The organism is Neisseria mucosa, assembly GCF_013267835.1.
Lineage (GTDB): Bacteria > Pseudomonadota > Gammaproteobacteria > Burkholderiales > Neisseriaceae > Neisseria.
The window spans coordinates 603,635-629,066 of sequence record NZ_CP053939.1 but is presented as its reverse complement, the minus strand read 5'-3'; the positions used below and the strand labels follow the sequence as shown (position 1 = coordinate 629,066).

The following is a 25,432-nucleotide window of genomic DNA, read 5'->3' as shown; positions in this document are numbered from 1 at the left end:
GTCGATTGCCTCTGTTAAGGTAAAGACGGATGGTTCAGGCCGTCTGAACATTTCAAACAACCCTTCACTTTGCTCCATCAAAACAACTAAATTTTAAGAATAATTTTGATAATCTATATTACTATCAATATTAAATCAAAACATTTTAACCCTGATATTTGTAGGGTTGATAGCCTTTTTTCAGACGGCCTCAAATCCAAATTACAGAAAAATAAAGAAAATATTTTCCGATTTAAAAATCAACCCATGCCACCATTTAAACAAACAATCAAACCGAGCCGCCACATACTTGACTGAAACACTCAGATATTAGACAATTCCCCCACTAATAAAAACGCCCACACAGGCAACCACACCATGAGACTGACTACCAAAGGGCGATTTGCAGTAACCGCCATGATAGATTTGGCGATGAACGCGCAAACCGGTGCTGTCAAACTCAGTGCCATCAGCGAACGACAAAGCATATCGCTCTCCTATCTCGAACAATTATTCAGCAAGCTGCGCCGTGCCGGATTGGTTGAAAGCCTACGCGGCCCAGGCGGAGGCTACATCCTTGCCGCGCCCGCCGAGCAAATCAATATTGCACAAATCATTTCCGCAGCCGAAGACCGACTGGATGCCACACAATGCGGCAGCAAAGCAAACTGCCACCACGGCGCCCCCTGTCTGACCCATGACCTTTGGGAAAACTTAAACAAAACCATCAATGATTACCTCAGCGGCGTTACGCTGCAAAGCATCATTGAACAAAAAAACTGCAGCGACAGCAGTCATGTCGTTACCTTTACACACATTCATTAAACCGACCTACGGCAAAGACCGCAGGCAGATGACCCAACGAAAGAGCAAACCATGACCGTCAAAACCCCTGTATACCTCGACTACGCCGCCACAACCCCCGTTGACAAACGCGTTGCCGAAAAAATGATTCCCTACCTGACCGAAACCTTCGGCAACCCCGCTTCCAACAGCCACGCATTCGGCTGGGAAGCAGAAGAGGCAGTCGAAAAAGCCCGCGCCGACATCGCCGCCCTGATTAACGCCGACCCCAAAGAAATTATCTTCACCAGCGGCGCGACCGAATCCGACAACCTCGCCATCAAAGGCGCGGCAAACTTCTACAAAACCAAAGGCAAACATCTCATCACCGTCAAAACCGAGCACAAAGCCGTGCTCGACACCATGCGCGAACTCGAACGCCAAGGCTTTGAAGTAACTTACCTGGACGTACAAGAAAACGGCTTGGTTGATTTAGACGTACTGAAAGCCGCCATCCGCGAAGACACCATTCTCGTTTCCGTAATGTGGGTAAACAACGAAATCGGCGTGGTGCAAGACATTCCCGCCATCGGCGAAATCTGCCGCGAACGCAAAATCATTTTCCACGTCGATGCCGCGCAAGCATGCGGCAAAGTGCCTGTCGACGTTGAAGCCGCCAAAGTTGATTTGCTGTCCATGTCCGGTCACAAAGTATATGGCCCCAAAGGCATCGGCGCCCTGTATGTACGCCGCAAACCACGCGTGCGTCTCGAAGCCCAAATGCACGGCGGCGGCCACGAACGCGGCTTCCGCAGCGGCACCCTGCCGACCCATCAAATCGTCGGCATGGGAGAAGCCTTCCGCATCGCCAAAGAAGAACTCGAGCAAGACATGGCGCACTACCGCAAACTGCGCGACATCTTCCTCAAAGGTATCGAAGGCATCGAAGAAGTCTATATCAACGGCGACCTCGAACACCGCGCCCCGAACAACCTAAACGTCAGTTTCAACTTCGTCGAAGGCGAAAGCCTGATTATGGCAGTGAAAGAACTCGCCGTATCCAGCGGCTCCGCCTGTACCTCCGCCAGCCTTGAGCCAAGCTACGTTTTACGCGCACTCGGCCGCAACGACGAATTGGCACACTCATCCCTGCGCATCACCTTCGGCCGCATGACCACCGAAGAAGAAGTGCAGTTCGCCGCTGAACTAATCAAATCCAAAATCGGCAAACTGCGCGAACTGTCGCCCCTGTGGGAAATGTTCAAAGATGGGATTGATTTGAATTCGATTGAATGGGCGGCGCATTGATAAAGGTACAAATATTTAGCTGACTAAACTTCAGACGATCTCTAAACATATAGGCCTATACAGGTCGTCTGAAAATAGACTAATTTTGAATCAAAATTTTTTGAACACAGATTACAAATGGAAAAAATAAATACTTTTATCAATATTATTGCAGGTATTGTCAGCATTGTATCGGCTGTTAAAGCATGGGGATTGAAAAAACAAACAGAGAAATTAAGAGATGAAATATCTAATCGTAGAGATTTGCATGATATGGTTTTAAATCTACGCTATTGTTATGAAAAAATTGGGAAGTTACCTGCTAGACATTTACGAGGTGTAAAAATTGATGCAGAGATCGCAGAAATTGAGAAACTTATGTCAGCAGTATCGCAATTAGCTATTGCTAGTGATGATAAATTTTCGAATCCTGTGCTGGGACAAAAGATCAATGGTTGGAAGAATACTCTCTCTAAATACAATCGCTATTATGAACAAAAAAGTGCGGAAGAGTCTATCCTGGAAATTAAACATGCCTTGCAATCGGATATTGCATTAATGATTTCAAATGGCAATAAAATAATAGGGTAAAAAGATAAAAGGATTTTATGATGGTAGACGATAGACAGTATTTTGACGTACAAAAACTTCTAGAAAACCAAAAGGAAGAAATTGCAAAAATTAAATTCCATATAAGCATGTTGAATAGCTATCAAAATTATTCGAATAATCCGATCGGATCGTTAGTTATTGAGTTTGATTGGTCTGAAGAAGATTTAGATAAAGCCCATGATATATTTGAAAAATATGATAAGAAAATACTTGAAGGAAGACTAGACGGTAATCTACATTCCTTGATGGAAAAAGATTTTAATGAGGATTTAAATCTTGGTTATCAAGAGGTTAAATCTGTTGTATTAGCTTTCTTTCGAGAAAGTCGGTGGGTTACTGTTTGTGTGGAATTTGTAAAATCATATGGATATGAGCCAGTTGAATTTAGTGAGATTATTTCTTATATCAAAAAATTAAATCAGCAAGCGTAGATTGGGTTGAAAACCCAACAAGCCTATCAATCTACCCGAAATGTTGGGCTTAACAACTAAACCTACCTAATAAATAAAAAGGTCGTCTTGAAAATCCCAAAAAACCTTTTCAGACGACCTAAAAGCCACCACATTAAAATCAAGGATACAGCCCATGAACGAACAAGAACTTGACCTCGACAATCTCGACAGCCTGCTTGGAGATTTTGACGGCGTTACCGTGGAAGGCGGCGTCGATTCGGAAAACGATGACGGCTGCGAAGGCGGCGCGTGCAAAATCTGAATTTCAGGTCGTCTGAAAACCGGCAAACAAACCATTTAAACCATCAAAAAACATAAAGGAAACCACATCATGGCATACAGCGATAAAGTAATTGACCACTATGAAAACCCCCGCAACGTCGGCACATTCGACAAAGACGACGAGTCTGTCGGCACCGGCATGGTCGGCGCACCCGCCTGCGGCGACGTCATGCGCCTGCAAATCAAAGTAAACGATGAAGGCATCATCGAAGACGCCAAATTCAAAACTTACGGTTGTGGCTCCGCCATCGCTTCTTCCAGCCTGATTACCGAGTGGGTGAAAGGCAAAAGCCTTGACGATGCACTGGCAATCAAAAACAGCGAAATTGCCGAAGAGTTGGAATTGCCTCCAGTTAAAATCCACTGCTCTATCTTGGCTGAAGATGCGGTAAAAGCAGCCGTTGCCGACTATCGCAAACGTCAGGAAAACAAATAACCGAATTCAACGACCCCTTGTCGGCAGGTGCCCAAGACTCCTAGCGAGTCTTCGAGAAAAGCAAATCTGGTGATTTATTCTCCTCTTAAGCAGACAGGGTGAATTGAGAGCACAGAAACTTCATCCTTTTGAAGTTGCCGCCAAATTTGGGACTGCCTGCCAATCTATCCCCTCTCCCCGCGGGAGAGGGTTAGGGAGAGGGCAATAAATCGCAGCTTATATTTAATTTAGTCGTTATACCTGCAAAATCAAAGGAGGCGAAATGCCTTTTACTGATGAAGAAGTCCAATCCCTACTTGCTGTCGAAGGCATAGGTAAAACCATATTGCAGCGTTTGCAGCAAATGGGATTAGATGATATTGCCAAGCTGGCGGCGGCAGATTTAGACGATATTTTGGAACGGGGCGCACAATTAACCGGCTCGACCTGTTGGAGAAATAGTCCGCAGGCTAAAGCTGCCATTGCCGCCGCAATAGAGTGGGCAAAACAGCGTTTTCAGACGGCCTGATAATCAAGATGCCGTCTGAAATAAAAAAGCAGGCAAAACAGAAAATGATTGCGAAATGAGGAAAAAAGCATGATTACTATCACAGAAAACGCAGCCAAACACATCAACAGCTACCTGACCAAACGCGGCAAAGGGTTGGGTGTGCGCTTGGGTGTGAAAACCAGCGGCTGCTCGGGCATGGCATACAACCTTGAATTTGTCGATGAAGTGAACGAGGATGATCTGATTTTTGAAGAACACGGCGCGCGCGTTTATATCGATCCAAAAAGCTTGGTTTATCTGGACGGCACGCAAGTCGATTACACCAAAGAAGGTTTGCAGGAAGGTTTCAAATTTGAAAACCCGAATGTCAAAGACTCTTGCGGCTGCGGCGAGAGCTTCCACGTTTAAGACATAAAAATGGCGGGACAGTATCAAAACCATCCCGCCATTTTTTCGCTTCCTGCCTGTTATAGCTGCCTTTGCCTTTTCTTTTCCGTTCCACCTTGTGTCGGAACAAATCGGATTTCACTAAGGCTTTTAAAGCATTGTCGCGTATTTTGCCTTTATTGTGTTGCACTTTACTGCTCATATTCAGTCCTTTTGATTAAGAATCAGCGGATTATAAGGCAAAATCAGGTTTCTGCCGAAAATTTCACATTAATTATCCCGCTATGTCTCAATATTTCACACTCTTCCAGCTTGAACCCGCTTTCGATATCGACGCCGAAAACTTGGAGCAAACCTACCGCGCCTTGGCTGCCCGTTTCCATCCTGACAAATTCGCTTCAGCCTCCGCCTTCGAGCAAAAGCAGGCAGTGATGATGTCGTCCACCATCAACGAAGCCTACCGTACCTTAAAAAATCCCATTGACCGCGCTGCGTACCTGTTGAAAATGCAAGGTATCGATGCTGACGCACCTGAACATACTTCTTTCTCTCCAGAATTCCTCATGCAACAAATGGAATGGCGAGAAACATTAATGGATGCTCAGATGGAACAAAACCATGATGCTATCCGAGCATTGGATCAAGAAATCCAAAATGCACAAAGCAGCCTATATCAAGATTTGAAACAAGCATTTGAACAGCAGGATTATGAATCAGCTGCACAATGGGTACGGCATGGACGCTTTCTTAATAAGCTTCGCAAAGAAATTGCTTCAATCTTATAAAACGTATCGCTTTACGCTATACCCAAGTTTTATAGCAAATGACTTTATAAGATACTTTGGCTTTATCTCCACTGTTTGAATTTATAGCCGCTTACATCAAACAAAAACCGTATCAGATTTATCTGATACGGTTTTCTTATATTCACTACGATTAGCGTTTTTTACCGGTAACAGTAGCAACAGCCAGGTTTTCGTTACGTTTCAAAGAAACGCTTTCAACACCTTCCGGCAATTTGATGTCTGACAAGTGCAGAATGTCGCCGGCAACTACTGATGTACAATCCAGCTCCAAGAAAGCAGGAATGTTTGCAGGCAAAGCAATTACTTCAACAGAAGTGTTCAACAGAGATACGCGACCACCTTGCAGTTTAACAGCTTGAGAGTTTTCAGCGTTAACAATGTGCAGAGGAACGCGGATGCGTACAGGTTGATCGGCTTTCACAGCTTGGAAGTCGATGTGTTGAACTTCGCGACGGAATGGATGCATTTGGAAGTCACGCACGATAACGTCTTTGGCTTCACCGTTCAGAGACAGTTTAATCAAAGCGGTATGGAAAGATTCTTTTTCCAATGCGTAGAATACAGTTTTGTGGTCTACAGCGATTGCAACAGGCTCTTGACCTTCACCGTACAGAATGCCAGGGATTTGGCCTTCGCGACGCAGGCGGCGGCTCGCACCAGTGCCTTGGGCTTCGCGTACAGAGGCTTGAATTTCGTAAGTCATGTTTAATACTCCAATTTAGATAAAATCGTCGTCATCGGCCGCGACCAGCTTAAGACGACATGGGGTTATGGCAGCAACATACTGCCTGTCATCACTTCTTCATTAAAAAGATATGAGACGGATTCTTCATTGCTGATACGGCGTACCGTTTCAGCCAGCAAACCGGCAATAGTTACTTGACGGATGCGTTCACATTTTTTAGCTGCTTCAGACAACGGAATCGTATCTGTTACAACTACTTGGTCAATTTCAGAAGAAGCAATTCGATTCACTGCTTCACCGGAGAATACTGCATGGCTGGCATATGCCAATACACGATCTGCACCACGCTCTTTCAGGGCAACGGCTGCTTTACACAAAGTATTTGCCGTATCGATCATATCATCTACGATCAAGCAGGTACGGCCTTGAATGTCGCCAATGATGTTCATTACTTCAGCCACGTTGGCTTTAGGACGGCGTTTATCGATAATGGCCAAATCAGCATTTAAAGATTTAGCAACAGCGCGCGCGCGCACAACACCACCGATATCGGGGCTGACGACGGTCAAATTATCAATGCGTTGCTGTTTAATATCGTTCAATAAAATCGGGGTAGCGTAAATATTATCTACCGGAATATCAAAGAAACCTTGAATTTGGTCGGCATGCAAGTCAACAGTCAATACACGGTCGATACCTGCTGAGTACAACATGTTCGCCACTAATTTAGCGGAAATCGGTACACGAGCAGAGCGTGGACGGCGATCTTGGCGTGCATAGCCAAAGTAAGGAATCGCGGCAGTAATACGACCAGCAGAAGCACGTTTGAGTGCATCGGCCATAGTCAAAATTTCCATCAGGTTGTCATTGGTAGGCGCACAGGTAGGTTGCAAAATAAACACATCGCGACCACGCACATTTTCCAGCAATTCAATGGCCACTTCGCCATCAGAGAATTTGGAAACGGTGGCTTCACCGAGTGAAATATCCAAATGTTTGACAACACGTTGCGCCAATTCCGGATTTGCATTACCGGTAAACACCATTAAACTGTCATAAGCAGCCATATCTTCACCTGATTCTAGATTTGATTTACGCTCAGAAAACATTACGCTTCCCTTTGCCCTATGTCCAAGACACTAATTTCGCGATTATACGCGTAAAGACGGGTAAAAAAAAGTTTTTCAGCGTTATTTTTCCCTTGGCGTAAAAAAGCGTGTAAGAAAACTTACACGCTTTTATTTGGCTGGGGAGGAAGGATTCGAACCTTCGCATGCTGGAATCAAAATCCAGTGTCTTAACCGCTTGACGACTCCCCAATAAAGGGTGTTGGCTGGGGAGGAAGGATTCGAACCTTCGCATGCTGGAATCAAAATCCAGTGTCTTAACCGCTTGACGACTCCCCAACAAAGGGTTTGGCTGGGGAGGAAGGATTCGAACCTTCGCATGCTGGAATCAAAATCCAGTGTCTTAACCGCTTGACGACTCCCCAACTTACTAAATCATATGAAACAGCGGATGAATATCTAATCCTTCCACACAATAAGCTTCATATAATTGAGAAACCTGTTGGTAAATTGTATTTGCTTCTTGATGAGATTCACATGCTATAAATAAGCATGCCCCAGAACCGGTCATTAATGCATGACCATATTGGGATAACTCAATATAAGCCTTCCAAACTTCAGGATATTCCTGAAACACAACCGCCTGCATATCATTTTGAAACGGCTGTAATGATTGGAAAGTCGGCATTATGCTGGGTTTAGAATCCCGTGTCAAGCCTTCATGTGCAAAAATTTTAGCTGTTGCCACATGGACGGGGGGCTTAACGATAACATACCATTGTTTAGGAACATCTATTTCAGCCAGCTTCTCGCCCACACCTTTGGCAAAAGCACTTCTGCCAAAAATAAAAAAAGGAACATCCGCACCATGACTTACACCTAAATCAATCAGTTGCTGCCTGCTCAAGCCGCATTGCCACCATTGGTTTAAAACCATTAAGACAGTGGCCGCATCGGAGCTGCCACCACCCAATCCACCACCCGTCGGAATCACTTTATCCAACCAGATTTCGACGCCGTACGGTACGCTTGCATAGGGCAGTAATAATTTAGCCGCCCGATAAGTCAAGTCTTGCTCAGGCTTAAGCCCTTCAACCGGCGTATGTAGAATAATTTGCCCATCGGTACGCATTTTCAGATGAACGGTATCGTATAAGCCGATCAAACAGAAAATACTTTCCAAATTATGATAACCATCGCTCCTGCGACCGGTAATCCTCAAATCCAAATTTAATTTGGCCGGTGCAGGAAAGGCTTGGATTTCCGCTGAAACAGACATGTTATCCTCTATTTGCGTGCTGCGCATCGGGTTTGTCCATTTTTATCTAAAGAGTGGTTTACCGTGTCGAACACCAAGCGGATATTAAACTTGGCATTTTCAAGTTGTAGCGTTTTGGGCTGTCCCGAGCTATTTAATGTGCGCGATATTGTCCAGTCAAACTGCTCCAGTCGGCCGTCAGACAGGATTTTGTATGGCGCATTGGCAACGCGTTTGCCATCTGCCCAAATATGCAGATATTGAACCGGCAAAGCAAAGCCCAAAAGCTGTCTGCTCAATTCTTCAGCCGTTTCCGCCTGATAAACCTTACCCTTACTGTCTACTGCCAATACGCCTTCGCTGTCTTGGCACAGCTGGCCTACGGTACTACCCAACGGTGTATTGACATCAATGGTTTGAACCGCGTTCTGATAAGTCCAGTCAAAATTGGCATAAGAGCCTTTGCCTTCCACTTTGACAGCCAAACGACCATCTGCGCTAAAATCCTGCACCTGCTCTGCCGCTTGCCAACTGTTTTGCTGAGGCAGGTTTGGCTGCGCACAGGCAGCTAAAAGCAATAAGGCTGCAACCGATGATATTTGTTTTAAATTCATGGATATTCCTTCATAGGCCGTCTGAAATCAAACGCTTTTCAGACGGCCTTTTGGTTTTATTTGTGTTTTTGAGTATGCGGTTTGCTGGGCGTTATACCGAATTTGGACATTGTCTCTTTTAATACTCGGAGATTACTTCCGCGTTTCAAACCGTCATTCCAGATTTCTTTGGCCTTCTCTTGATCTCCAAGCGTCCATAGGACTTCGCCCAAATGTGCGGCTACTTCAGCTTCAGGTTCTTTTTCGTAGGCATATTGGATATACGGCAAAGCCATTTGGGCATCGCCTTTAAGATAATAAGCCCAGCCCACACTGTCATTAATGGCTGCGCTTTCCGGCTCCATTTGATAGGCCGTCTGAACCATTTTAAACGCTTCTTCCAAATCCTTGCCGTTGGACAGCAAGGTATAGCCCAAAGCATTCCAACCGTGCGGATTGTCCGGATACAGCTCTACCACACGGCGCAAATCGGCAATCGCCTTGCCTGGCTGATTCAGTTTTTCATACGTCATCGAACGCTGATACAACACATTGGCAAGCAACTCCGGAGAAGCTTGAGTTTTCAAGGATTTTTCGGTGGAACTTACCAAGCTGTTCAAAGCGTTCAACGATTCTTGAAGATTGGTATTTTTAGACAATACGAACAAAGCCGTACTCAACAAATCCTTAGCTTCAAAATATCGTCCTCTTTGCTCGGGCATTTTTTGTGCGCGTTGCACCAAAGCCCAAGCCTCTTTATGGTTGCCCTGTTTGGCTTCGATGGAAGCAGCCAAAATGGTTTTATCAAATGTATAAGCCGTAGCCGTTACCTTATCCAGCCATTGTTTGGCTTTGGCCAATTCTTCTACATCATTATATGAAACCGCACCAATCAACGCCGCACGGCTGCGCTGCTCTTCCGTACCGGCTTTATAAGCCTTTTCCAGATAACTGTTTACCGCAGAAATATTTTCTGTCTTGCTCGCTGACAATAAGGCGGCCTGAATATACAAATCAGGGTTGGGATTTTCTTCCAATAAAGTCTGCAAACGCTTGAATGCCCTATCATTTTGACCATGAGCGATCAAATTGGCAATGTCCAACTCCTGCCAAATCGGAGATAAGGTTTTGGTGTCTGTCTCTTTGAAAAAGCCGTCCAGAATATCAGGATGCCGTTGCGCCATCAGTCTCAATGTAACAAAAGTCGGCGGCAAAATTTCGTTGTCCAACTTGGCCAATCGCTGCAATGCCGCAATGGCGTGTTTCTTTTGACCGTCTTTTGCACTAAAAATTGCATCCGCAATCGCCGCTTCAGGGAAGTCTTGATAATTCAAGGCCGTTTTATGTACCTGTTTGACCGCGTCGCTAGTCAGATTCGGCTGTTGGGCTGCGGTTTGCGCCAAAAGCAGGAACACGCGCTTTTGCTCATCTTCACTACCGCCGGCAATCACCTTGTCCAATCCGCTCAAATTCTTATCGGCTTTGCCCAGCAGCAAATTACGCAACCAAGTCATACGCTTTTGTGTTTCACCAGGCTCCGGCTCGATTTCGCGCCATTTTTGGTAAATGGCTTCAGCCTGTTCAAACGCGTTTAACGAAACCGCCATCTCCAAAGCGCGTTCGGCCACTTCGGGAGATTTGGTGCGATGCAAAGTCAAAATATAAGTAAACAGCGCAGAAGCCGCATCGCCCTTTTGCAGGGCCAGTTCTGAATTTAACAAAGTGAAAACCTGCGAGGTGCGGTTTTGTATACCCAACAGACGTATCCGTTCCTGCTCGCGCTCTTCAGGAGAAAAACGGTCGGCGCGGCTTTTCTTTTTGATAATCTTAGCCGATTCAAAAACTGTATTTGAATCGCCGGGCGCAGCAAAAGTTTGTGTAGCAAACAACATCATGACAGCCGCAGCTGCTACTCGAATACGGGATGGAGAAAACAACATAACTATCCTTTTTGAGAACATGCCGACATTTTCAGACGGCCTAAGCACTTGCAGAACAGATGCAAAGTTTTATTTATCATTCAGGCATAACTGTAACACACGCACCCTATTTTGTTGACACAGCAACCGTAAACCTTGTGTAATCCTCATCTGCATAAAACCATCAGCATCAAAGATGAATACCGACCAAATTATCCATTTCTTCACTCAAGCTTCACACTTCAGCAGCCGTATGCAAGCAGAGCGAAATCAATTAGTTACCGCTGAAACGGTCAAAGAAGCAGCCGTTTTGGTCGGCATTGTCTTGCATGAAGGAATGTGGCAAATTTTACTGACTAAAAGAGCCGATACCTTAAGGCAACACACCGGGCAAATCGCCTTTGCCGGCGGCCGCGAAGATGCCCAAGACGACAGCCTAACGGCAACGGCGTTAAGAGAGGCTTATGAAGAAACCGCCATTCCGATTACCGTATGGCAAACTTTTACGCCGCTACCCTTTTATGACACACCTTCCGGCTACCGTGTTACGCCTGTTCCAGCAATTTGCGTCCAGCCCGTCAACCCCAAAGCCAATCCCGACGAAGTAGCAGAAATTTTTTATCTGCCTTTGGACTTCGCCTTAAACCTGCAAAACTACACATTCCGCCAACTTCATCACAACAATCAAACCCTCGCCCTCCCCGCCCTGCCTTTCCAACACTACGACATCTGGGGGCTGACCGCACTCATTCTATACGGACTGGCAGAACGTTATCAGCAATATTGCCAAGCTTTTAAATAAGGCAAGGCCGTCTGAAACCAATGTTCAGACGGCCTGATTTAATCCATTCTCTTTACGCGGCTTCTTCGAAATATTCGATACCTTCTCCGAACCATTTCATCTCATTGCGCAGGGCAACCACTTCGCCAATCACCATTAAAGCCGGACGCTCCGCTTCGGCGGCCAACAAACCCAAATCTTTCAGACGGCCTGTCCGCACGGTTTGATGCGGTAAAGTCCCATTGGAAATCACGGCGACAGGCGTAGAAGGCTGTCTACCATAAGCCATCAGTTTTTCCGCAATTTCAGCCGCTTTAAGCGTACCCATATAGATCACCAGCGTTTGGCGGCTTAAAGCCAAAGTCTGCCAATCGGGCTGACTGCCCTCGTGTTTGCTATGGCCGGTCACAAATAAAGCACTTTGGGCGCAATCACGATGGGTTAACGGAATACCGGCATAAGCAGTGGCACCAAGCGCGGCAGTAATGCCCGGCACAATGCGGTAGGCAATTCCGGCCTGATGCAGGGTTTGCACTTCCTCCCCGCCGCGCCCGAACACAAAAGGATCGCCGCCTTTCAACCTCACCACGCGCTCGCCTTTTTGAGCATGTTCAACCAATAGACGGTTGGTTTCTTCCTGCTGGACATGATGCGCACCGGCGCGTTTGCCCACGCTTATTTTCACCGCATCTTTACGCACCATCGCCAAAATCTCATCCGACACCAAAGCATCGTAAAACACCGTATCCGCAGCCTGAATCGCCTGCAAAGCATGTATGGTCAACAAGCCAGGATCGCCCGGCCCTGCGCCCACCAAAACCACTTCGCCGCCAAACGGCGTTTCCCGGTTTAACTGCGTAATCAATTCGCGTTCCGCCGCCTCGATATTGTTTTGAGCCGCAAAAATACCGAAACGGCTGTCAAACAACTTTTCCCAAAAATAACGGCGTTGTTCGACATTATTCAGCGTTTGCTTAACCTTCTCACGCCATTTGCCGGCAATACGCGCCATTGTACCCGTATGCAGCGGAATCAATGTCTCGATCATCTGCCGCCATTTCCGCGCCAATACAGGCGCAGTACCGCCGCTGGATATGGCTATTTTCAACGGCCCCCTATCCACCACGGCAGGCACGATAAACGAACACAAGTCCGCCGTATCCACCGTATTGCACAATTTCGCCCGTCGTTCCGCCGCTTCAAAAACACGGCGGTTAAACACACCGTCATCCGTCGCCGCAATAACGAAATACACCTCGTCCAGCATGGCTTCTTCAAACAGGCCGCCCAGCCAAACTATTTTCCCTTCTTCCGCCCATTGCTGAAACTGAGGATTTAAAGTTTCCGCAACAACGCGCACGCGCGCTCCGGCAGACAACAGGCTTTCCGCCTTGCGCTCGGCAACCTTGCCCGCGCCTGCCAGTAAAACAGGGCGGTTTCTCAAATCGGCAAACAAAGGATAATGGCTCATGGTCGTGTTCTTGCTTTTATCAATGATTGTCCGCCGATATTAAAGGCCGTCTGAAAAAATAGGAAAGAATGGTTTCTGATTTTCTTATGGTGTTTGGTTATATGCCTGCAAAAAACCGCCTTTCGAATAACAAAGCATTCAGACGGCCTTTTTGAATTTCAATCATAACCCGAATTATTTTAGATATTTGCTATCAAACGGGGAACTTATTTTCCGCTCTTCCTACTAAAAAGTCTTAACAATTATCCATATCAACAACTTAAGTGATATTAATTTGTTAAGGCAATTTCAAAATATAATATTTAGAAGCGAATATACAGCATGACAACTGAAGCAAAAACAGCCCCTTTACCGACTATTCTCTTTAACAAGGCAGCCTATACCAACGGCGATGATGTTATTCTGAACATCTCCAATGCGACAGACAAAATCACCTCTGTTACCGTCAGCCATTTGGGTACGGAAATCCAAAAATTGGATCATCTGGACGCAACCTCCGTCAAACTTTCTTCCGATATTTTTTCACCCAATTCGGGCTACGTCATCAAAGTAGAAACCGTTGACAACACCGGCAACCACACCAGCAAAACCCTGGGATTGTCTGTCGAAGACGACTGGACCATTTTCCCCCGCTATGGCGTAGTGGCGGGATCTAACGATAATTCGGCAGAACGAAACAACTCCATGACCAATGACCAGCTCGAAGGTTATCAAAACAATATCGATCAGCTGGCACAAATGCACATCAACAATTATTTCTTCTATGATGTGTACGACACAACCTCCAATCCATTTCCAAATGTCAACAGCTTCAAGCAAGAATGGGCGACTTGGGCTGTCAACAACGGCAAACCCAACCCTCCCCAAATCGATACCCTGCTGATTAAAAACCTCGTGAATAAAATTCACGAAAAAGGCGGCAGTGCCATGCTCTACAATATGCTTAACGCTGCCTCCAATGACGAACTCGATAACCCGGCCATCAAAGACATTTTAAATAATGTCAAACTCTACAATGCCCAAGAGCATTCCAACTTCGGCAAAGCCGGTGCAGAAACCAAAACATCCGTACAACAATTCGTCGATCCTGCCGACAAAAGCTGGCAAAACTATATCGTCAACACCATGATCAAAGCCCTGAAAACAGGCGGCTTCGACGGCTGGCAGGCCGATACCATGGGTGATAACCTCGTTTATAAAATACAAAACGGCCAAAAGACTGAAAACTTCAGAATGTCTGACGGTTATGACGATTTGTCAGCCGCGGCTGCGGAAAAGTTACACGATTACGGTCAAACTTATATGATCAACGACATCAGCACAGGCAGGGCCGATGTCTTATCCACCACCGGCATGGATGTTCCTTACTCAGAAATCTGGCCGCGCGATTTTAAAGATACAGCCGGAAATACCCATTATGAAAACCACAACTATGCCGAGCTTAAACGCTTGGTAGGCCGTCTGTACGATTACAATCACGTTTCCCCGATTATTGCCGCCTATACTCAAAAAGGTACCCACCCGGAAGATCATTCTTCCGAACTCAATCCGGACAACGAATTGCTGGTCGATGCCGTTATCGCAGCGAGTGGCGGCTACCACATGACTGTTGCCGCATTAAACAACCACCCGGATAAAAACGCACATGGTTTTGGTATTTTGCAAGATCCATACTATCCCGCTCAAACGCTCAAAACCAACGAAGCCCTGGCCAAATCAGAATTCAACTATCAACAATTCATTACCGCCTATGAGGAGCTGTTGCGCGGCGAAGGCTTGGTTGAACTCAAAGACAGTCATGCCTCCATCGTAGCATCCGACGGCTACGACATGACTTCCACCTCAGGCGAAGGAGGCAAAGTTTATACATGGACCAAAGCCACCGCAGACGGCAGCCGAGTTGTCCAATTAATCAATCTCGCAGGCCTCGACAAAGACACCAATTGGAACAGCTCCAACCACCACACGCTGAAACTCGACAACCCTAAAGTCAGAATCCCGTTTGATATGGAAATCAGCGCAGAACAGGCCGAGCAAGCCATCGTACAACTGGCTTCCCCCGACTCAGACGATATATCCATGCACACATTGGAATCTTCCGTCATCTATGAAAACGGCAAACCGGTGGCACTGGAAGTCACCGTACCGAGCCTGGATGTCTGGGATATGCTTTATGTCAGCAATTTAGGGCAGGCAAGCGTCAGCCAAACCTTTGCCGACGGCAAAACCACATTCAACGGCACCCACGCCGACGACCATATCAAAGGTACTGAAAGCGAAGACATCATCTACGGCAACCGGGGCAATGATGAGATTCACGGCGGCAGCGGCAATGACAAATTGTCCAGCGGCACCGGAGACGACGTCATCAACGGCGATGCCGGCAGCGATATTCTCTACGGAGGCGGTGGCAATGACCATCTGAACGGCGGTTTAGACAACGACACGCTGTATGGCGGCGCCGGTAACGACACCTTGTTGGGCGAAGCGGGTAACGACATCCTTCACGGCGGCGCAGGCAACGACACACTGTTCGGCGGCTTAGGGGACGATATATTGCGCGGCGAAGCCGGTAACGATACCTACGTATTCAATCGCGGCGAAGGCCATGACACCATTTTCGACCATCACGGTACAAACGCCATCCAATTCGGAGCAGGCATTTCCCTCTCGGATCTGTCACTCGAAACCGTCAAAGAAAAGGACGGCACGACTTGGAACATCACCATTCGTAACGAAAACAATCACAACGACCTCATTACCATCGACCACCAATATTCCGATATCCAAGGTCAAAAAATCCCCTCAGTCAGCGAATTCCGCTTTGACGAAGGTACGTTCAACATTGACCAGTTAATGCATATTTTGGGTTAACCATTAAAATATCGAGCATCCCAAAGCCGGACTTTCAAAAAGAGTCCGGCTTTTCTTGCCTACAACGCCACTTCCATTTTTCAGACGGCCTTTGCCTGCGTATAATATCGTTTTGTCTACAATTTGAAATCCTGACCCATGACCGAATCCATCCGCCTGCCCGCTTCCACACTCAAGCCCTCTACCGTTGCCCTGCCCGGTTCCAAAAGCATCAGCAACCGCACGCTGCTCTTGGCGGCACTCTCCGACAACGTTTGCGAAATCCATTCTTTGCTCAAATCCGACGATACCGACCGAATGCTTGAAGCACTCGACAAACTCGGCGTGCAAATTGAATCTTTACCTGAAGGCCGTCTGAAAGTTCATGGCACCGGCGGCCGCTTTCCCAACCCAACTGCCGATTTGTTTTTAGGCAATGCCGGTACGGCATTCCGTCCCTTGACTGCCGCACTTGCCGTTTTGGGCGGCGACTATCATCTGCATGGTGTACCGCGTATGCACGAACGCCCCATCGGCGATTTGGTCGACGCGTTGCGCATTGCCGGCGCGGACGTACAATATCTAGGCAATGAAAACTATCCGCCGCTTCAGATCGGTAAACGCCAAGACAACGGCGAGCGCGTTATTCCAATTAAAGGCAATGTTTCCAGCCAATTCCTGACCGCCCTGCTGATGGCTTTGCCCTTGACCGGACAAGCATTTGAAATCCACATGGTAGGCGAGTTGATTTCCAAACCTTATATCGACATCACGCTCAAGCTGATGGCGCAGTTCGGTGTGGACATCATCAATGAAGACTACCGTGTATTTAAAATCCCGGCCGATGCCAAATATCATGCGCCAGAGCATTTATATGTAGAAGGCGATGCCTCCAGCGCATCTTATTTCTTGGGCGCAGGCCTGATTGCCGGTACACCCATCCGCGTAACCGGCATCGGCGCACACAGCATTCAAGGCGACGTTGCCTTCGCACGCGAATTGGAGAAAATCGGTGCGGATGTTATTTGGGGCGAAAATTTTGTAGAAATTTCCCGTCCTGCCGAACGCAAGGTTCAGGCTTTTGATTTGGATGCCAACCATATTCCAGATGCGGCCATGACTCTGGCCATCGTCGCATTGGCCACCAAACAACCCTGCACCCTGCGCAATATCGGTTCATGGCGCGTCAAAGAAACCGACCGTATCGCCGCCATGGCAACCGAACTGCGCAAACTGGGCTCAGACGTCATCGAAGAAGCCGAAGCCATCCATATTACACCGCCCGAAACGCTTACCCCCGATGCCGTCATCGACACTTACGACGACCACCGCATGGCCATGTGTTTCTCGCTGGTTTCGCTTTTGGGCGTCCCCGTCATCATCAACGACCCGAAATGTACGCATAAAACTTTCCCCGAGTATTTCCAAGTTTTTGCATCATTGACCAACTGATTGATTATTCAATATTTCAGACGGCCTGTTGCATACAAAAAACACAGGCCGTCTGAAAAATAAAAATAAAACTATACTTTTTCTTAATTTGTGCGATAATAGCTAAATAAATTCTTAGCGATTCATATTTCCTTTCGGAGAGAAAACATGTCAGACGAAAAAAGCAAAGCCTTAGCCGCAGCCCTTGCCCAAATCGAAAAAAACTTCGGCAAAGGCTCCATCATGAAAATGGACGGCAGCCAACAGGAAGAAAACCTTGATGTTATTTCTACCGGCTCCCTCGGCGTGGACTTGGCGCTCGGCGTCGGCGGCCTGCCCCGCGGCCGTGTGGTTGAAATTTTCGGTCCGGAATCCTCCGGTAAAACCACACTCTGTCTCGAGGCCATTGCCCAATGCCAAAAAAATGGCGGCATCTGCGCATTCATCGATGCAGAGCATGCTTTTGACCCGATTTACGCCCGCAAACTCGGCGTAAAAGTCGAAGAACTCTATCTCTCCCAACCGGATACCGGCGAACAGGCATTGGAAATCTGCGACACCTTGGTACGCTCCGGCGGTATCGATATGGTCGTTGTCGACTCCGTAGCCGCACTTGTGCCTAAAGCCGAGATCGAAGGCGAAATGGGCGACAGCCACGTCGGCCTGCAAGCCCGCCTGATGAGCCAAGCCCTGCGTAAATTGACCGGCCACATCAAACGCACCAATACACTGGTTGTTTTCATTAACCAAATCCGTATGAAAATCGGCGTAATGTTCGGCAGCCCTGAAACCACAACCGGCGGTAACGCGCTCAAATTCTATGCCTCCGTCCGCCTCGACATCCGCCGTACCGGTCAGATTAAAAAAGGCGATGACGTGATTGGTAACGAAACCAAAGTCAAAGTCATCAAAAACAAAGTTGCCCCTCCGTTCCGTCAAGCCGAATTCGATATTCTTTACGGCGAAGGCATCAGCTGGGAAGGCGAATTGATCGACTTGGGCGTCAAACATGACATCGTTGAAAAATCCGGCGCATGGTACAGCTACAACGGCGCAAAAATTGGCCAAGGTAAAGACAATGTACGCGTTTGGCTGAAAGAAAATCCTGATATCGCCAACGAAATCGATGCCAAAATCCGTGCGGCAGTCGGTATCAATGTCGATATTACCGAAGGCAAATTGGACGATACCGACGGCGAACGTCCTGAGGAATAAGTCTGTTTAAAATTAAAGGTCAAAAAAGACCAAATAAAGGCCGTCTGAAATCCAACCATTAATCGGATTTCAGACGGCCTTTTATTCAATACTGCTTAAAGCCCTAATGCCTGAGCGTGAAACTCAATATGCGAATCAATAAAGCTGGCAATAAAGAAATAATCATGGCCATAGCCCGGACGGACTTTATATTGGATAGCGAAACCTTTTTCTCGTGCTGAGCGGACAAACCCTTCGGGTTGCAGGACTTCAGGGTACAAAGTATCTTCACTGCCGACATCAATCAAAACAGGCAATTTATGCGAGGCCGTCTGAAGCAGTTCTGTACTGTCATAGCGTTTCCATGTTTCCACGTTTTGCCCCAAATAAGCAGAAAACACCTGCCTGCCACCTTCCGTATCGATAGGATGACATAAAGGCGCAAAAGCAGAAACCGCAGCATATCGGCCGGGATGCTTCAAAGCCAAATACAGCGCGCCATGCCCGCCCATGCTGAAACCTGCAATGCTGCGCTCTTTCGTTACCGGAAAATGATGCTCAATCAAATCAGGTAATTCTTGGCTGATATAGCTTTCCATTTGATAATGCTGCACCCAAGGTGCTTCAGTTGCGTCAACATAAAATCCGGCGCCCCGTCCAAGATAATGTTCACCGCCGTCGGCAACATGCTGACCGCGTGGCGAGGTATCCGGAAAAACTACGATAATATTCCATTGCGTTGCAAAACGTTGGATTCCGCTTTGTTGAACCAATTCAGAACCATCGCTATTTAAGCCGGAAAGGAAATATAAAACAGGCGCGGGATAACCTTTTAAGACTTGTGGCGGCAGATAGACATCAAATACCATATCCGTCCGGCAGGTTTGAGAAAAGTGGCGGTAGCGTTCCTGATGCCCGTTAAACATCTTTCTGCGTTCCAGCAAATGCAATTCTGAATTTTTCATTTTATTCCTTGTAAGGAAACAACAATAAGCAGAATGTTAGCGCAAAACCTGCCCATTGTGTTGTTGCCCCATCTTTTTAAGGCAACCAAATCTGCTTTAAATAAGGCTTGCCAATCATGCGAAATCATTACGCCGACAGCATTTAAAATCTATACACAATCTCTGTGGATAAATCTGTTGATAAGCTTTGGGTAATCGTAAAATTTTCTTTAGGAACAAACCAAGTCTTAAATTGACTAAAATTTAATCAAATAAGATGTAATAAAATCAATAAGTTATATTTATAAGATTTTACTATAATCATACAGTGAAAATTTATAGGTAAAACAAGGTTATGCGGCTTTGTGCATAAATTAGGGTTGACATCCCTAAAAATCGCCCCGAATCAAAAGCTGCGTAAAACAACGGCCGATTTCATCAGATGCCATTCAAAAGACACGCGGCCATACATTTTGCGTTACAATACGCACTTATTTTTAAGAAAGAAAAATATGCCATGAAAGCCTCCCAGTTCTTCATTTCTACCCTTAAAGAAGCCCCTGCCGAAGCCGCACTTGCCAGCCACAAGCTGATGATTCGTGCCGGTTTGATCAAAGCCAATGCATCCGGTCTTTATACTTGGATGCCGATGGGTCTGCGCGTATTGCGCAAAGTTGAAAATATCGTGCGTGAAGAAATGGCCCGCGCGGGTAGCGTGGAGCTGCTGATGCCGGTGGTACAACCTGCCGAGCTGTGGCAGGAATCCGGCCGCTGGGAGTTTTACGGTAAAGAACTGCTGCGCCTGAAAGACCGTCATGACCGCGATTTCTGCATGGGTCCGACCTGTGAGGAAGTCATCGCCGACATCGTACGCAAAGAAGTCAACAGCTACAAACAACTGCCGAAAAACTTTTACCACATCCAAACCAAATTCCGCGATGAAGTGCGTCCGCGCTTCGGTGTGATGCGCGCGCGCGAGTTCGTCATGAAAGACGCTTATTCCTTCCATGCCGACTATGCCTCGCTTCAGACGACCTATCAGGATATGTACGACGCTTACTGCCGTATCTTCACCCGTCTGGGTTTGGAATTCCGTCCTGTTGCTGCGGATACCGGCAGCATCGGCGGTACTGGCTCTCACGAATTCCAAGTATTGGCTGAAAGCGGCGAAGACGTTATCGCATACAGCGATACTTCCGATTACGCCGCCAATATCGAATTGGCGCCCACCTTGCCGCTCAAAGGCGAACGCGCCGCTGCTCAGTCCGAGTTGACCAAAGTACATACGCCAAATGTCAAAACCATCGAGTCTTTGGTTGAATTCCTCAATATTCCGGTTGAACAAACCCTTAAATCCATCGTGGTTGAAGGCGAAAACGAAGGCGAACTTGTTCTGCTGCTGTTGCGTGGCGACCATGAGTTTAACGATATTAAGGCAGAAAAACTGGCCGGCGTGAAATCACCGCTGACCATGGCAAGCCCTGCCGCGATTGTTGAACAGTTCGGCGCAAACGGCGGCTCACTCGGCCCTGTCGGCTTCAAAGGCAAAGTCTATGCCGATTTCGCCACCGAAAAAGGCGCAGACTGGATTATCGGCGCAAACGAAGACGACTACCACTATACCGGCTTCAACTTCGGCCGCGATGCTGCCGAGCCTGAATTTGTCGATTTGCGCAATGTCATCGAAGGTGACATTAGTCCTGACGAACAAGGCCGTCTGAAACTGGCGCGCGGTATTGAAGTCGGCCACGTTTTCCAATTACGCGACAAATATGCCAAAGCCATGAACGTCAGCTTCTTGGATAACAACGGCAAATCCCAAATCATGGAAATGGGCTGCTACGGTATCGGTATTACCCGCGTTGTGGCCGCCGCCATCGAACAAAACAACGACGAAAAAGGCATTATCTGGACCAAAGCAATGGCGCCGTTTGAAGTTGTGATTGTGCCGATGAACTACAAAAAATCAGATGCCGTACGCGAAGCCGCCGACAAAATCTATGCCGGGCTTCTGGCCGCAGGCGCGGATGTATTGCTGGATGACCGCGACGAACGTGCAGGCGTTTTGCTGAATGACTCCGAACTGCTGGGCATTCCTCACCGCATCGTCATCGGCGATCGCGCCTTAAAAGAAGGCAATGTCGAATATGCCGAACGCCGTGACAATCAGGCTCAAGCCGTTGCAGTATCAGAAGTTGTCGCCAAGGTTTTGGCCGCTCTGAAAGCTTAAGTTTTTTCAATGATAAAAAGGCCGTCTGAAACTGATTATTTCGTTTCAGACGGCCTTTTTCTGTTTTAATAAATAATATTTTTTCCGTAACTCTCTAATATTTCTTTGATTTTCAAAATGGTTTCTTTGGGCGGTGGATGTACGCCTGTTAATTTGTATTCGTCGCCGCACAAAGCCCATTTGTGTGCACCCAATTCGTGATACGGCAAAAGCTCGACCATTTCGACATTATCCATATCACCGATAAACTCGCCCAATAAATGCGCCGACCGCTCATCATCGGTATAACCGGGAACAACCACATAACGCACGCGCGTCGGCTGATTGCGTTCGGTAAGATAACGCGCGAATTTCAGCGTTTTGGTATTAGGGATACCGACAAGCACTTTATGAATTTCAGGATCGATTTGTTTTAAGTCGAGCATGACCAAATTGGTATGATCAAGCAAATCATTCAAAATCGAGTCATAGTGCAAAGCATAGCCATTGCTGTCGAGACAGGTATGGATATCGTGTTCCCGACAGGCCGTAAACCAATCGCGTACAAACTCATATTGTAATAACGGCTCGCCGCCGGTTGCCGTTACGCCTCCGCCTGTCGCACGCAGATAATGGCGATAGGTCATGACCTGCTTCATCACGGTTGCCACATCCAATTCCTGCGCCTGCTCGGTATGCAAATCCCAAGTATCGCGATTATGGCAATAAAGGCAACGCATCAGGCAACCTTGCAAAAAGAGCACGTAGCGCAAACCCGGACCATCGACAGCGCCGCAAGATTCAATCGAATGAATAATGCCTTTGCCGTTATAGTGGCGGTGGCCAAGGTTTTTCAGTTCCGGCTCGGGAGTGATCGCAAAAGTCGTGGACATAGTGTTCGGCTCAAAAATAATTTTGCTGATGTGAATTGTACGATAATAAAGGCCGTCTGAACATTTCAGACGGCCTTGGAGCTTTGTTTCAAAACAAACCAAATGCAAATTTAGCTTTTGGTTTGTTTCTCAACCCGGATTACATAGTTTCAGTGAACGTACGGGTAATCACGTCAAGCTGTTGTTCGCGGGTCAGCGAGTTGAAGCGAACCGCATAACCGGACACGCGAATGGTCAACTGCGGATATTTCTCCGGATGATGCATCGCATCTTCCAAAGTTTCGCGGTTCAATACGTTGACGTTCAAGTGTTGGCCGCCTTCCACTTCTCCTTCTTCATGGTGGAAATAACCGTCCATCAGACCGGCAAGGTTGCGTTCGCGGGAATGCTCGTCTTTACCCAACGCGCCGGGAATAATAGAGAAGGTGTAGGAAATACCGTCTTTGGCAAACTCAAATGGCAGTTTGGCTACGGAAGTCAACGAAGCGACTGCACCGTTGACATCACGGCCGTGCATCGGGTTTGCACCCGGACCAAACGGAGCGCCTGCGCGGCGGCCGTCCGGAGTATTACCGGTTTTCTTACCGTAAACAACGTTGGAAGTAATGGTCAGTACGGACTGAGTCGGAGTGGCGTTGCGGTAAGTTTTGTGGGTGGCCACTTTTTTCATGAAGCGTTCCACCAAGTCACAGGCGATATCGTCCACGCGGTCGTCGTTGTTACCGAATTGTGGGTATTCGCCTTCGATTTCAAAGTCAACAGCAATGCCGTTTTCGTCACGAATCGGTTTCACTTTGGCGTACCTAATGGCGGACAATGAGTCGGCAGCCACAGACAAACCGGCGATACCGCATGCCATCGTACGTTTCACATCACGGTCATGCAACGCCATTAGCGCAGCTTCGTAGCTGTATTTGTCGTGCATGTAGTGAATGATGTTCAACGCGGTAACGTATTGGGTTGCCAACCAATCCATGAATTTGTCCATGCGCTCAAAGACAGTGTCGTAGTCCAAAACTTCGTCCATAATCGGCTCGGTTTTCGGACCAACTTGCTCTTTAGATTTTTCATCCACGCCGCCGTTGATTGCGTACAGCAGGGTTTTCGCCAAGTTGGCGCGTGCGCCGAAGAACTGCATTTGTTTGCCGACCACCATCGGGCTGACGCAGCAGGCAATGGCGTAGTCGTCGCTGTTGAAGTCAGGGCGCATCAAATCGTCGTTTTCATATTGGATGGACGAAGTATCGATGGATACTTTGGCGCAGAATTCTTTAAAGCCTTGCGGCAGTTGTTCTGACCACAATACAGTGATGTTTGGCTCAGGAGACGGACCCATGTTGTACAGGGTATGCAGCACGCGGAAGTTGGTGCGCGTTACCAAGGTACGGCCATCCAAGCCCATACCGCCGATGGATTCGGTTGCCCAAATCGGGTCGCCGGAGAAGAGTTGGTCGTATTCGGGCGTACGCAGGAAACGGACCATACGCAGTTTCATCACCAAGTGGTCGATAAATTCTTGCGCTTGGGTTTCGGTAATCACACCGTTTTTCAGGTCGCGTTCGATATAAATATCCAAGAACGAAGACACACGGCCGAAGGACATCGCTGCGCCGTTTTGAGATTTAACGGCAGCAAGGTAGGCAAAGTAAGTCCATTGGATGGCTTCTTGTGCATTTTTTGCAGGGCCGGAAATGTCGTAGCCATAAGAAGCCGCCATTTCTTTCATTTGACCCAAGGCTTTGTATTGTTCGTTGATTTCTTCGCGACGGCGGATGACTTCTTCCAAGTCCACACCGTTTTCCAAATCGGCTTGCAGTGAGTTGAACTGGTTGAGTTTGTCTTTCATCAAGAAGTCGATACCGTACAATGCCACGCGGCGGTAGTCGCCGATAATACGGCCGCGGCCATAGGCATCCGGCAGGCCGGTAATCACGCCTGACTTACGGCAGCGGCGGATGTCGGGCGTATAAACGTCAAACACGCCTTGGTTGTGGGTTTTGCGGTATTTGGTGAAAATTTCGCTGACTTCGGGATTCAATTCAACGTTGTACACTTTGCACGCGTCTTGCACCATTTTCAAACCGCCAAACGGCATGATCGAGCGTTTCAGAGGCTCGTCAGTTTGCAGACCGACGATGGTTTCCAAATCTTTGTCGATATAGCCCGGTGCATGGCTGGTAATGCCGGAGACGATTTGCGCGTCGATTTTATACGGCTCGTGTGTACGGTTTTCAACCTTGATGCCTTCCATCACTTCCGCCCACAGTTTGGTTGTGGCCTCGGTTGCAGGTGCTAAGAAAGAAGCATCGCCCTCATATGGCGTGTAGTTTTTTTGAATAAAATCGCGGACATCTACGTTGGTTTCCCAGTTACCACCGACAAAACCTTCCCAAGCGGCAGGACGTTGCTGAACATCATTTGACATATCAAGCTCCTAATTTTATTGAAAATATAGACTGTAAATTTTCTGAAAGGATAACATCAATACCCATTTATTTACAGGGGTTTTTGTGAAATAAAATTACAGATTTGGTTTTTCTTGATTTACGTCAATGAGAATAATTGTTACTTGGCACTACATCTCACTTTCCAAACATTCGTACTTAAAAACAGCGTAAAA

At 47.3% G+C, this 25,432-nt stretch carries 24 protein-coding genes and 3 tRNA genes; 14 read left to right on the top strand and 13 right to left on the bottom strand.

All coding sequences use genetic code 11. The annotated features are described in order from the left end of the window. Positions 1 to 357: 357 nt before the first annotated feature. From iscR to iscA, 8 genes are all read left to right on the top strand, one after another. Complete coding sequence (iscR, locus tag FOC66_RS02950; RefSeq protein WP_003746476.1) at positions 358 to 804, top strand: Fe-S cluster assembly transcriptional regulator IscR; 447 nt, start codon at positions 358 to 360, stop codon at positions 802 to 804. Between the two features lie 51 nt (positions 805 to 855). Further along, entirely contained in the window at positions 856 to 2,070 is a 1,215-nt protein-coding gene (locus FOC66_RS02945) for an IscS subfamily cysteine desulfurase (RefSeq protein WP_003746474.1), read from the top strand. Between the two features lie 117 nt (positions 2,071 to 2,187). Then, on the top strand, positions 2,188 to 2,640 hold the full coding sequence (locus tag FOC66_RS02940) for a hypothetical protein (protein WP_036493614.1): 453 nt from the start codon (positions 2,188 to 2,190) through the stop codon (positions 2,638 to 2,640). A 17-nt stretch (positions 2,641 to 2,657) separates the two neighbouring features. Beyond that, on the top strand, positions 2,658 to 3,092 hold the full coding sequence (locus FOC66_RS02935; protein ID WP_003746472.1) for a hypothetical protein: 435 nt from the start codon (positions 2,658 to 2,660) through the stop codon (positions 3,090 to 3,092). A 154-nt stretch (positions 3,093 to 3,246) separates the two neighbouring features. Beyond that, complete coding sequence (locus tag FOC66_RS10810; RefSeq protein ID WP_269208296.1) at positions 3,247 to 3,375, top strand: hypothetical protein; 129 nt, start codon at positions 3,247 to 3,249, stop codon at positions 3,373 to 3,375. Positions 3,376 to 3,444: 69 nt separating this feature from the next. Beyond that, positions 3,445 to 3,831, top strand: a complete 387-nt coding sequence (iscU, locus tag FOC66_RS02930) for a Fe-S cluster assembly scaffold IscU (RefSeq protein WP_003746470.1) — start codon at positions 3,445 to 3,447, stop codon at positions 3,829 to 3,831. 262 nt (positions 3,832 to 4,093) lie between these two features. After that, on the top strand, positions 4,094 to 4,339 hold the full coding sequence (locus FOC66_RS02925) for a recombinase RecA (RefSeq protein WP_003746468.1): 246 nt from the start codon (positions 4,094 to 4,096) through the stop codon (positions 4,337 to 4,339). Positions 4,340 to 4,408: 69 nt separating this feature from the next. Beyond that, complete coding sequence (iscA, locus tag FOC66_RS02920; RefSeq protein WP_003685774.1) at positions 4,409 to 4,729, top strand: iron-sulfur cluster assembly protein IscA; 321 nt, start codon at positions 4,409 to 4,411, stop codon at positions 4,727 to 4,729. Here iscA and FOC66_RS02915 read toward each other — a convergent pair. After that, entirely contained in the window at positions 4,689 to 4,910 is a 222-nt protein-coding gene (locus tag FOC66_RS02915) for an alternative ribosome-rescue factor A (RefSeq protein WP_003746467.1), read from the bottom strand. The genes iscA and FOC66_RS02915 overlap by 41 nt on opposite strands. Positions 4,911 to 4,992: 82 nt before the next feature. Here FOC66_RS02915 and hscB point away from each other — a divergent pair, with 82 nt between their 5' ends. Beyond that, positions 4,993 to 5,493: a Fe-S protein assembly co-chaperone HscB gene (hscB, locus tag FOC66_RS02910; RefSeq protein WP_003746465.1), complete on the top strand. Its 501-nt coding sequence runs from the start codon at positions 4,993 to 4,995 to the stop codon at positions 5,491 to 5,493. A gap of 151 nt (positions 5,494 to 5,644) precedes the next feature. Here hscB and FOC66_RS02905 read toward each other — a convergent pair whose 3' ends face one another. The 8 genes from FOC66_RS02905 to FOC66_RS02870 all read right to left on the bottom strand — a co-directional run bounded on the left by FOC66_RS02905 (position 5,645) and on the right by FOC66_RS02870 (position 11,057). Then, entirely contained in the window at positions 5,645 to 6,217 is a 573-nt protein-coding gene (locus FOC66_RS02905) for a 50S ribosomal protein L25/general stress protein Ctc (RefSeq protein ID WP_003746463.1), read from the bottom strand. A 65-nt stretch (positions 6,218 to 6,282) separates the two neighbouring features. Further along, on the bottom strand, positions 6,283 to 7,266 hold the full coding sequence (locus FOC66_RS02900; RefSeq protein WP_141746368.1) for a ribose-phosphate pyrophosphokinase: 984 nt from the start codon (positions 7,264 to 7,266) through the stop codon (positions 6,283 to 6,285). A gap of 176 nt (positions 7,267 to 7,442) precedes the next feature. Then, positions 7,443 to 7,518 (bottom strand) — tRNA-Gln (locus FOC66_RS02895). Between the two features lie 11 nt (positions 7,519 to 7,529). After that, positions 7,530 to 7,605, bottom strand: a tRNA-Gln gene (locus tag FOC66_RS02890). Positions 7,606 to 7,615: 10 nt separating this feature from the next. Beyond that, positions 7,616 to 7,691 (bottom strand) — tRNA-Gln (locus tag FOC66_RS02885). Between the two features lie 5 nt (positions 7,692 to 7,696). Continuing rightward, positions 7,697 to 8,545 carry a 4-(cytidine 5'-diphospho)-2-C-methyl-D-erythritol kinase gene (gene ispE, locus FOC66_RS02880; protein WP_003746458.1) on the bottom strand — a complete coding sequence of 283 codons (849 nt, stop codon included), beginning with the start codon at positions 8,543 to 8,545 and terminating at the stop codon, positions 7,697 to 7,699. Between the two features lie 8 nt (positions 8,546 to 8,553). Continuing rightward, positions 8,554 to 9,138, bottom strand: coding sequence for a lipoprotein insertase outer membrane protein LolB (gene lolB, locus FOC66_RS02875; protein WP_003746457.1), 585 nt, complete (start codon positions 9,136 to 9,138; stop codon positions 8,554 to 8,556). 56 nt (positions 9,139 to 9,194) lie between these two features. Beyond that, positions 9,195 to 11,057, bottom strand: coding sequence for a tetratricopeptide repeat protein (locus FOC66_RS02870; RefSeq protein WP_036493608.1), 1,863 nt, complete (start codon positions 11,055 to 11,057; stop codon positions 9,195 to 9,197). 175 nt (positions 11,058 to 11,232) lie between these two features. Here FOC66_RS02870 and FOC66_RS02865 point away from each other — a divergent pair, with 175 nt between their 5' ends. Continuing rightward, complete coding sequence (locus tag FOC66_RS02865) at positions 11,233 to 11,838, top strand: CoA pyrophosphatase (RefSeq protein ID WP_003746453.1); 606 nt, start codon at positions 11,233 to 11,235, stop codon at positions 11,836 to 11,838. Positions 11,839 to 11,890: 52 nt separating this feature from the next. On the opposite strand, the gene cysG is transcribed toward FOC66_RS02865, so the two are convergent. Further along, positions 11,891 to 13,288 (bottom strand): siroheme synthase CysG, encoded by a 1,398-nt coding sequence (gene cysG, locus FOC66_RS02860; protein ID WP_003746452.1) that lies wholly within the window; start codon positions 13,286 to 13,288, stop codon positions 11,891 to 11,893. A 321-nt stretch (positions 13,289 to 13,609) separates the two neighbouring features. Between cysG and FOC66_RS02855 the strand changes: the two genes are divergently transcribed. The 3 genes from FOC66_RS02855 to recA all read left to right on the top strand — a co-directional run bounded on the left by FOC66_RS02855 (position 13,610) and on the right by recA (position 18,787). Next, entirely contained in the window at positions 13,610 to 16,162 is a 2,553-nt protein-coding gene (locus FOC66_RS02855; RefSeq protein WP_003746451.1) for a glycoside hydrolase family 66 protein, read from the top strand. A gap of 138 nt (positions 16,163 to 16,300) precedes the next feature. After that, complete coding sequence (gene aroA, locus FOC66_RS02850) at positions 16,301 to 17,593, top strand: 3-phosphoshikimate 1-carboxyvinyltransferase (RefSeq protein WP_036493605.1); 1,293 nt, start codon at positions 16,301 to 16,303, stop codon at positions 17,591 to 17,593. A 147-nt stretch (positions 17,594 to 17,740) separates the two neighbouring features. Continuing rightward, complete coding sequence (recA, locus tag FOC66_RS02845) at positions 17,741 to 18,787, top strand: recombinase RecA (protein ID WP_003680794.1); 1,047 nt, start codon at positions 17,741 to 17,743, stop codon at positions 18,785 to 18,787. A 95-nt stretch (positions 18,788 to 18,882) separates the two neighbouring features. Here recA and fghA read toward each other — a convergent pair whose 3' ends face one another. Further along, entirely contained in the window at positions 18,883 to 19,731 is an 849-nt protein-coding gene (fghA, locus tag FOC66_RS02840; protein ID WP_003746449.1) for an S-formylglutathione hydrolase, read from the bottom strand. Positions 19,732 to 20,227: 496 nt separating this feature from the next. Here fghA and FOC66_RS02835 point away from each other — a divergent pair, with 496 nt between their 5' ends. Further along, positions 20,228 to 21,940, top strand: coding sequence for a proline--tRNA ligase (locus FOC66_RS02835; protein WP_003746446.1), 1,713 nt, complete (start codon positions 20,228 to 20,230; stop codon positions 21,938 to 21,940). A 65-nt stretch (positions 21,941 to 22,005) separates the two neighbouring features. Here the strand turns inward: FOC66_RS02835 and pflA are convergent, their stop codons facing one another. Together pflA and pflB are read right to left on the bottom strand one after the other, a co-directional pair. After that, a complete protein-coding gene (gene pflA, locus FOC66_RS02830; protein ID WP_003746445.1) occupies positions 22,006 to 22,812 on the bottom strand; it encodes a pyruvate formate lyase 1-activating protein in 807 nt (268 codons plus the stop codon). 139 nt (positions 22,813 to 22,951) lie between these two features. Continuing rightward, the gene (pflB, locus tag FOC66_RS02825) at positions 22,952 to 25,237 is read right to left on the bottom strand and encodes a formate C-acetyltransferase (RefSeq protein ID WP_003746444.1); all 2,286 of its coding nucleotides are present in this window, start codon (positions 25,235 to 25,237) and stop codon (positions 22,952 to 22,954) included. Positions 25,238 to 25,432: the final 195 nt, after the last annotated feature.

Bases quoted from the DNA above. Each gene is read 5' to 3' on its own strand.
- FOC66_RS02945 (WP_003746474.1), top strand. From the start codon at position 856: ATGACCGTCAAAACCCCTGTATACCTCGACTACGCCGCCACAACCCCC.
- FOC66_RS02905 (WP_003746463.1), bottom strand. From the start codon at position 6,217: ATGACTTACGAAATTCAAGCCTCTGTACGCGAAGCCCAAGGCACTGGT.
- fghA (WP_003746449.1), bottom strand. From the start codon at position 19,731: ATGAAAAATTCAGAATTGCATTTGCTGGAACGCAGAAAGATGTTTAAC.
- FOC66_RS02940 (WP_036493614.1), top strand. From the start codon at position 2,188: ATGGAAAAAATAAATACTTTTATCAATATTATTGCAGGTATTGTCAGC.
- cysG (WP_003746452.1), bottom strand. From the start codon at position 13,288: ATGAGCCATTATCCTTTGTTTGCCGATTTGAGAAACCGCCCTGTTTTA.
- ispE (WP_003746458.1), bottom strand. From the start codon at position 8,545: ATGTCTGTTTCAGCGGAAATCCAAGCCTTTCCTGCACCGGCCAAATTA.
- FOC66_RS02870 (WP_036493608.1), bottom strand. From the start codon at position 11,057: ATGTTGTTTTCTCCATCCCGTATTCGAGTAGCAGCTGCGGCTGTCATG.
- lolB (WP_003746457.1), bottom strand. From the start codon at position 9,138: ATGAATTTAAAACAAATATCATCGGTTGCAGCCTTATTGCTTTTAGCT.
- iscA (WP_003685774.1), top strand. From the start codon at position 4,409: ATGATTACTATCACAGAAAACGCAGCCAAACACATCAACAGCTACCTG.
- hscB (WP_003746465.1), top strand. From the start codon at position 4,993: ATGTCTCAATATTTCACACTCTTCCAGCTTGAACCCGCTTTCGATATC.
- FOC66_RS02855 (WP_003746451.1), top strand. From the start codon at position 13,610: ATGACAACTGAAGCAAAAACAGCCCCTTTACCGACTATTCTCTTTAAC.
- FOC66_RS02915 (WP_003746467.1), bottom strand. From the start codon at position 4,910: ATGAGCAGTAAAGTGCAACACAATAAAGGCAAAATACGCGACAATGCT.
- FOC66_RS02935 (WP_003746472.1), top strand. From the start codon at position 2,658: ATGATGGTAGACGATAGACAGTATTTTGACGTACAAAAACTTCTAGAA.
- aroA (WP_036493605.1), top strand. From the start codon at position 16,301: ATGACCGAATCCATCCGCCTGCCCGCTTCCACACTCAAGCCCTCTACC.
- FOC66_RS02925 (WP_003746468.1), top strand. From the start codon at position 4,094: ATGCCTTTTACTGATGAAGAAGTCCAATCCCTACTTGCTGTCGAAGGC.
- iscU (WP_003746470.1), top strand. From the start codon at position 3,445: ATGGCATACAGCGATAAAGTAATTGACCACTATGAAAACCCCCGCAAC.
- iscR (WP_003746476.1), top strand. From the start codon at position 358: ATGAGACTGACTACCAAAGGGCGATTTGCAGTAACCGCCATGATAGAT.
- recA (WP_003680794.1), top strand. From the start codon at position 17,741: ATGTCAGACGAAAAAAGCAAAGCCTTAGCCGCAGCCCTTGCCCAAATC.
- pflB (WP_003746444.1), bottom strand. From the start codon at position 25,237: ATGTCAAATGATGTTCAGCAACGTCCTGCCGCTTGGGAAGGTTTTGTC.
- FOC66_RS02900 (WP_141746368.1), bottom strand. From the start codon at position 7,266: ATGGCTGCTTATGACAGTTTAATGGTGTTTACCGGTAATGCAAATCCG.
- pflA (WP_003746445.1), bottom strand. From the start codon at position 22,812: ATGTCCACGACTTTTGCGATCACTCCCGAGCCGGAACTGAAAAACCTT.
- FOC66_RS10810 (WP_269208296.1), top strand. From the start codon at position 3,247: ATGAACGAACAAGAACTTGACCTCGACAATCTCGACAGCCTGCTTGGA.
- FOC66_RS02835 (WP_003746446.1), top strand. From the start codon at position 20,228: ATGAAAGCCTCCCAGTTCTTCATTTCTACCCTTAAAGAAGCCCCTGCC.
- FOC66_RS02865 (WP_003746453.1), top strand. From the start codon at position 11,233: ATGAATACCGACCAAATTATCCATTTCTTCACTCAAGCTTCACACTTC.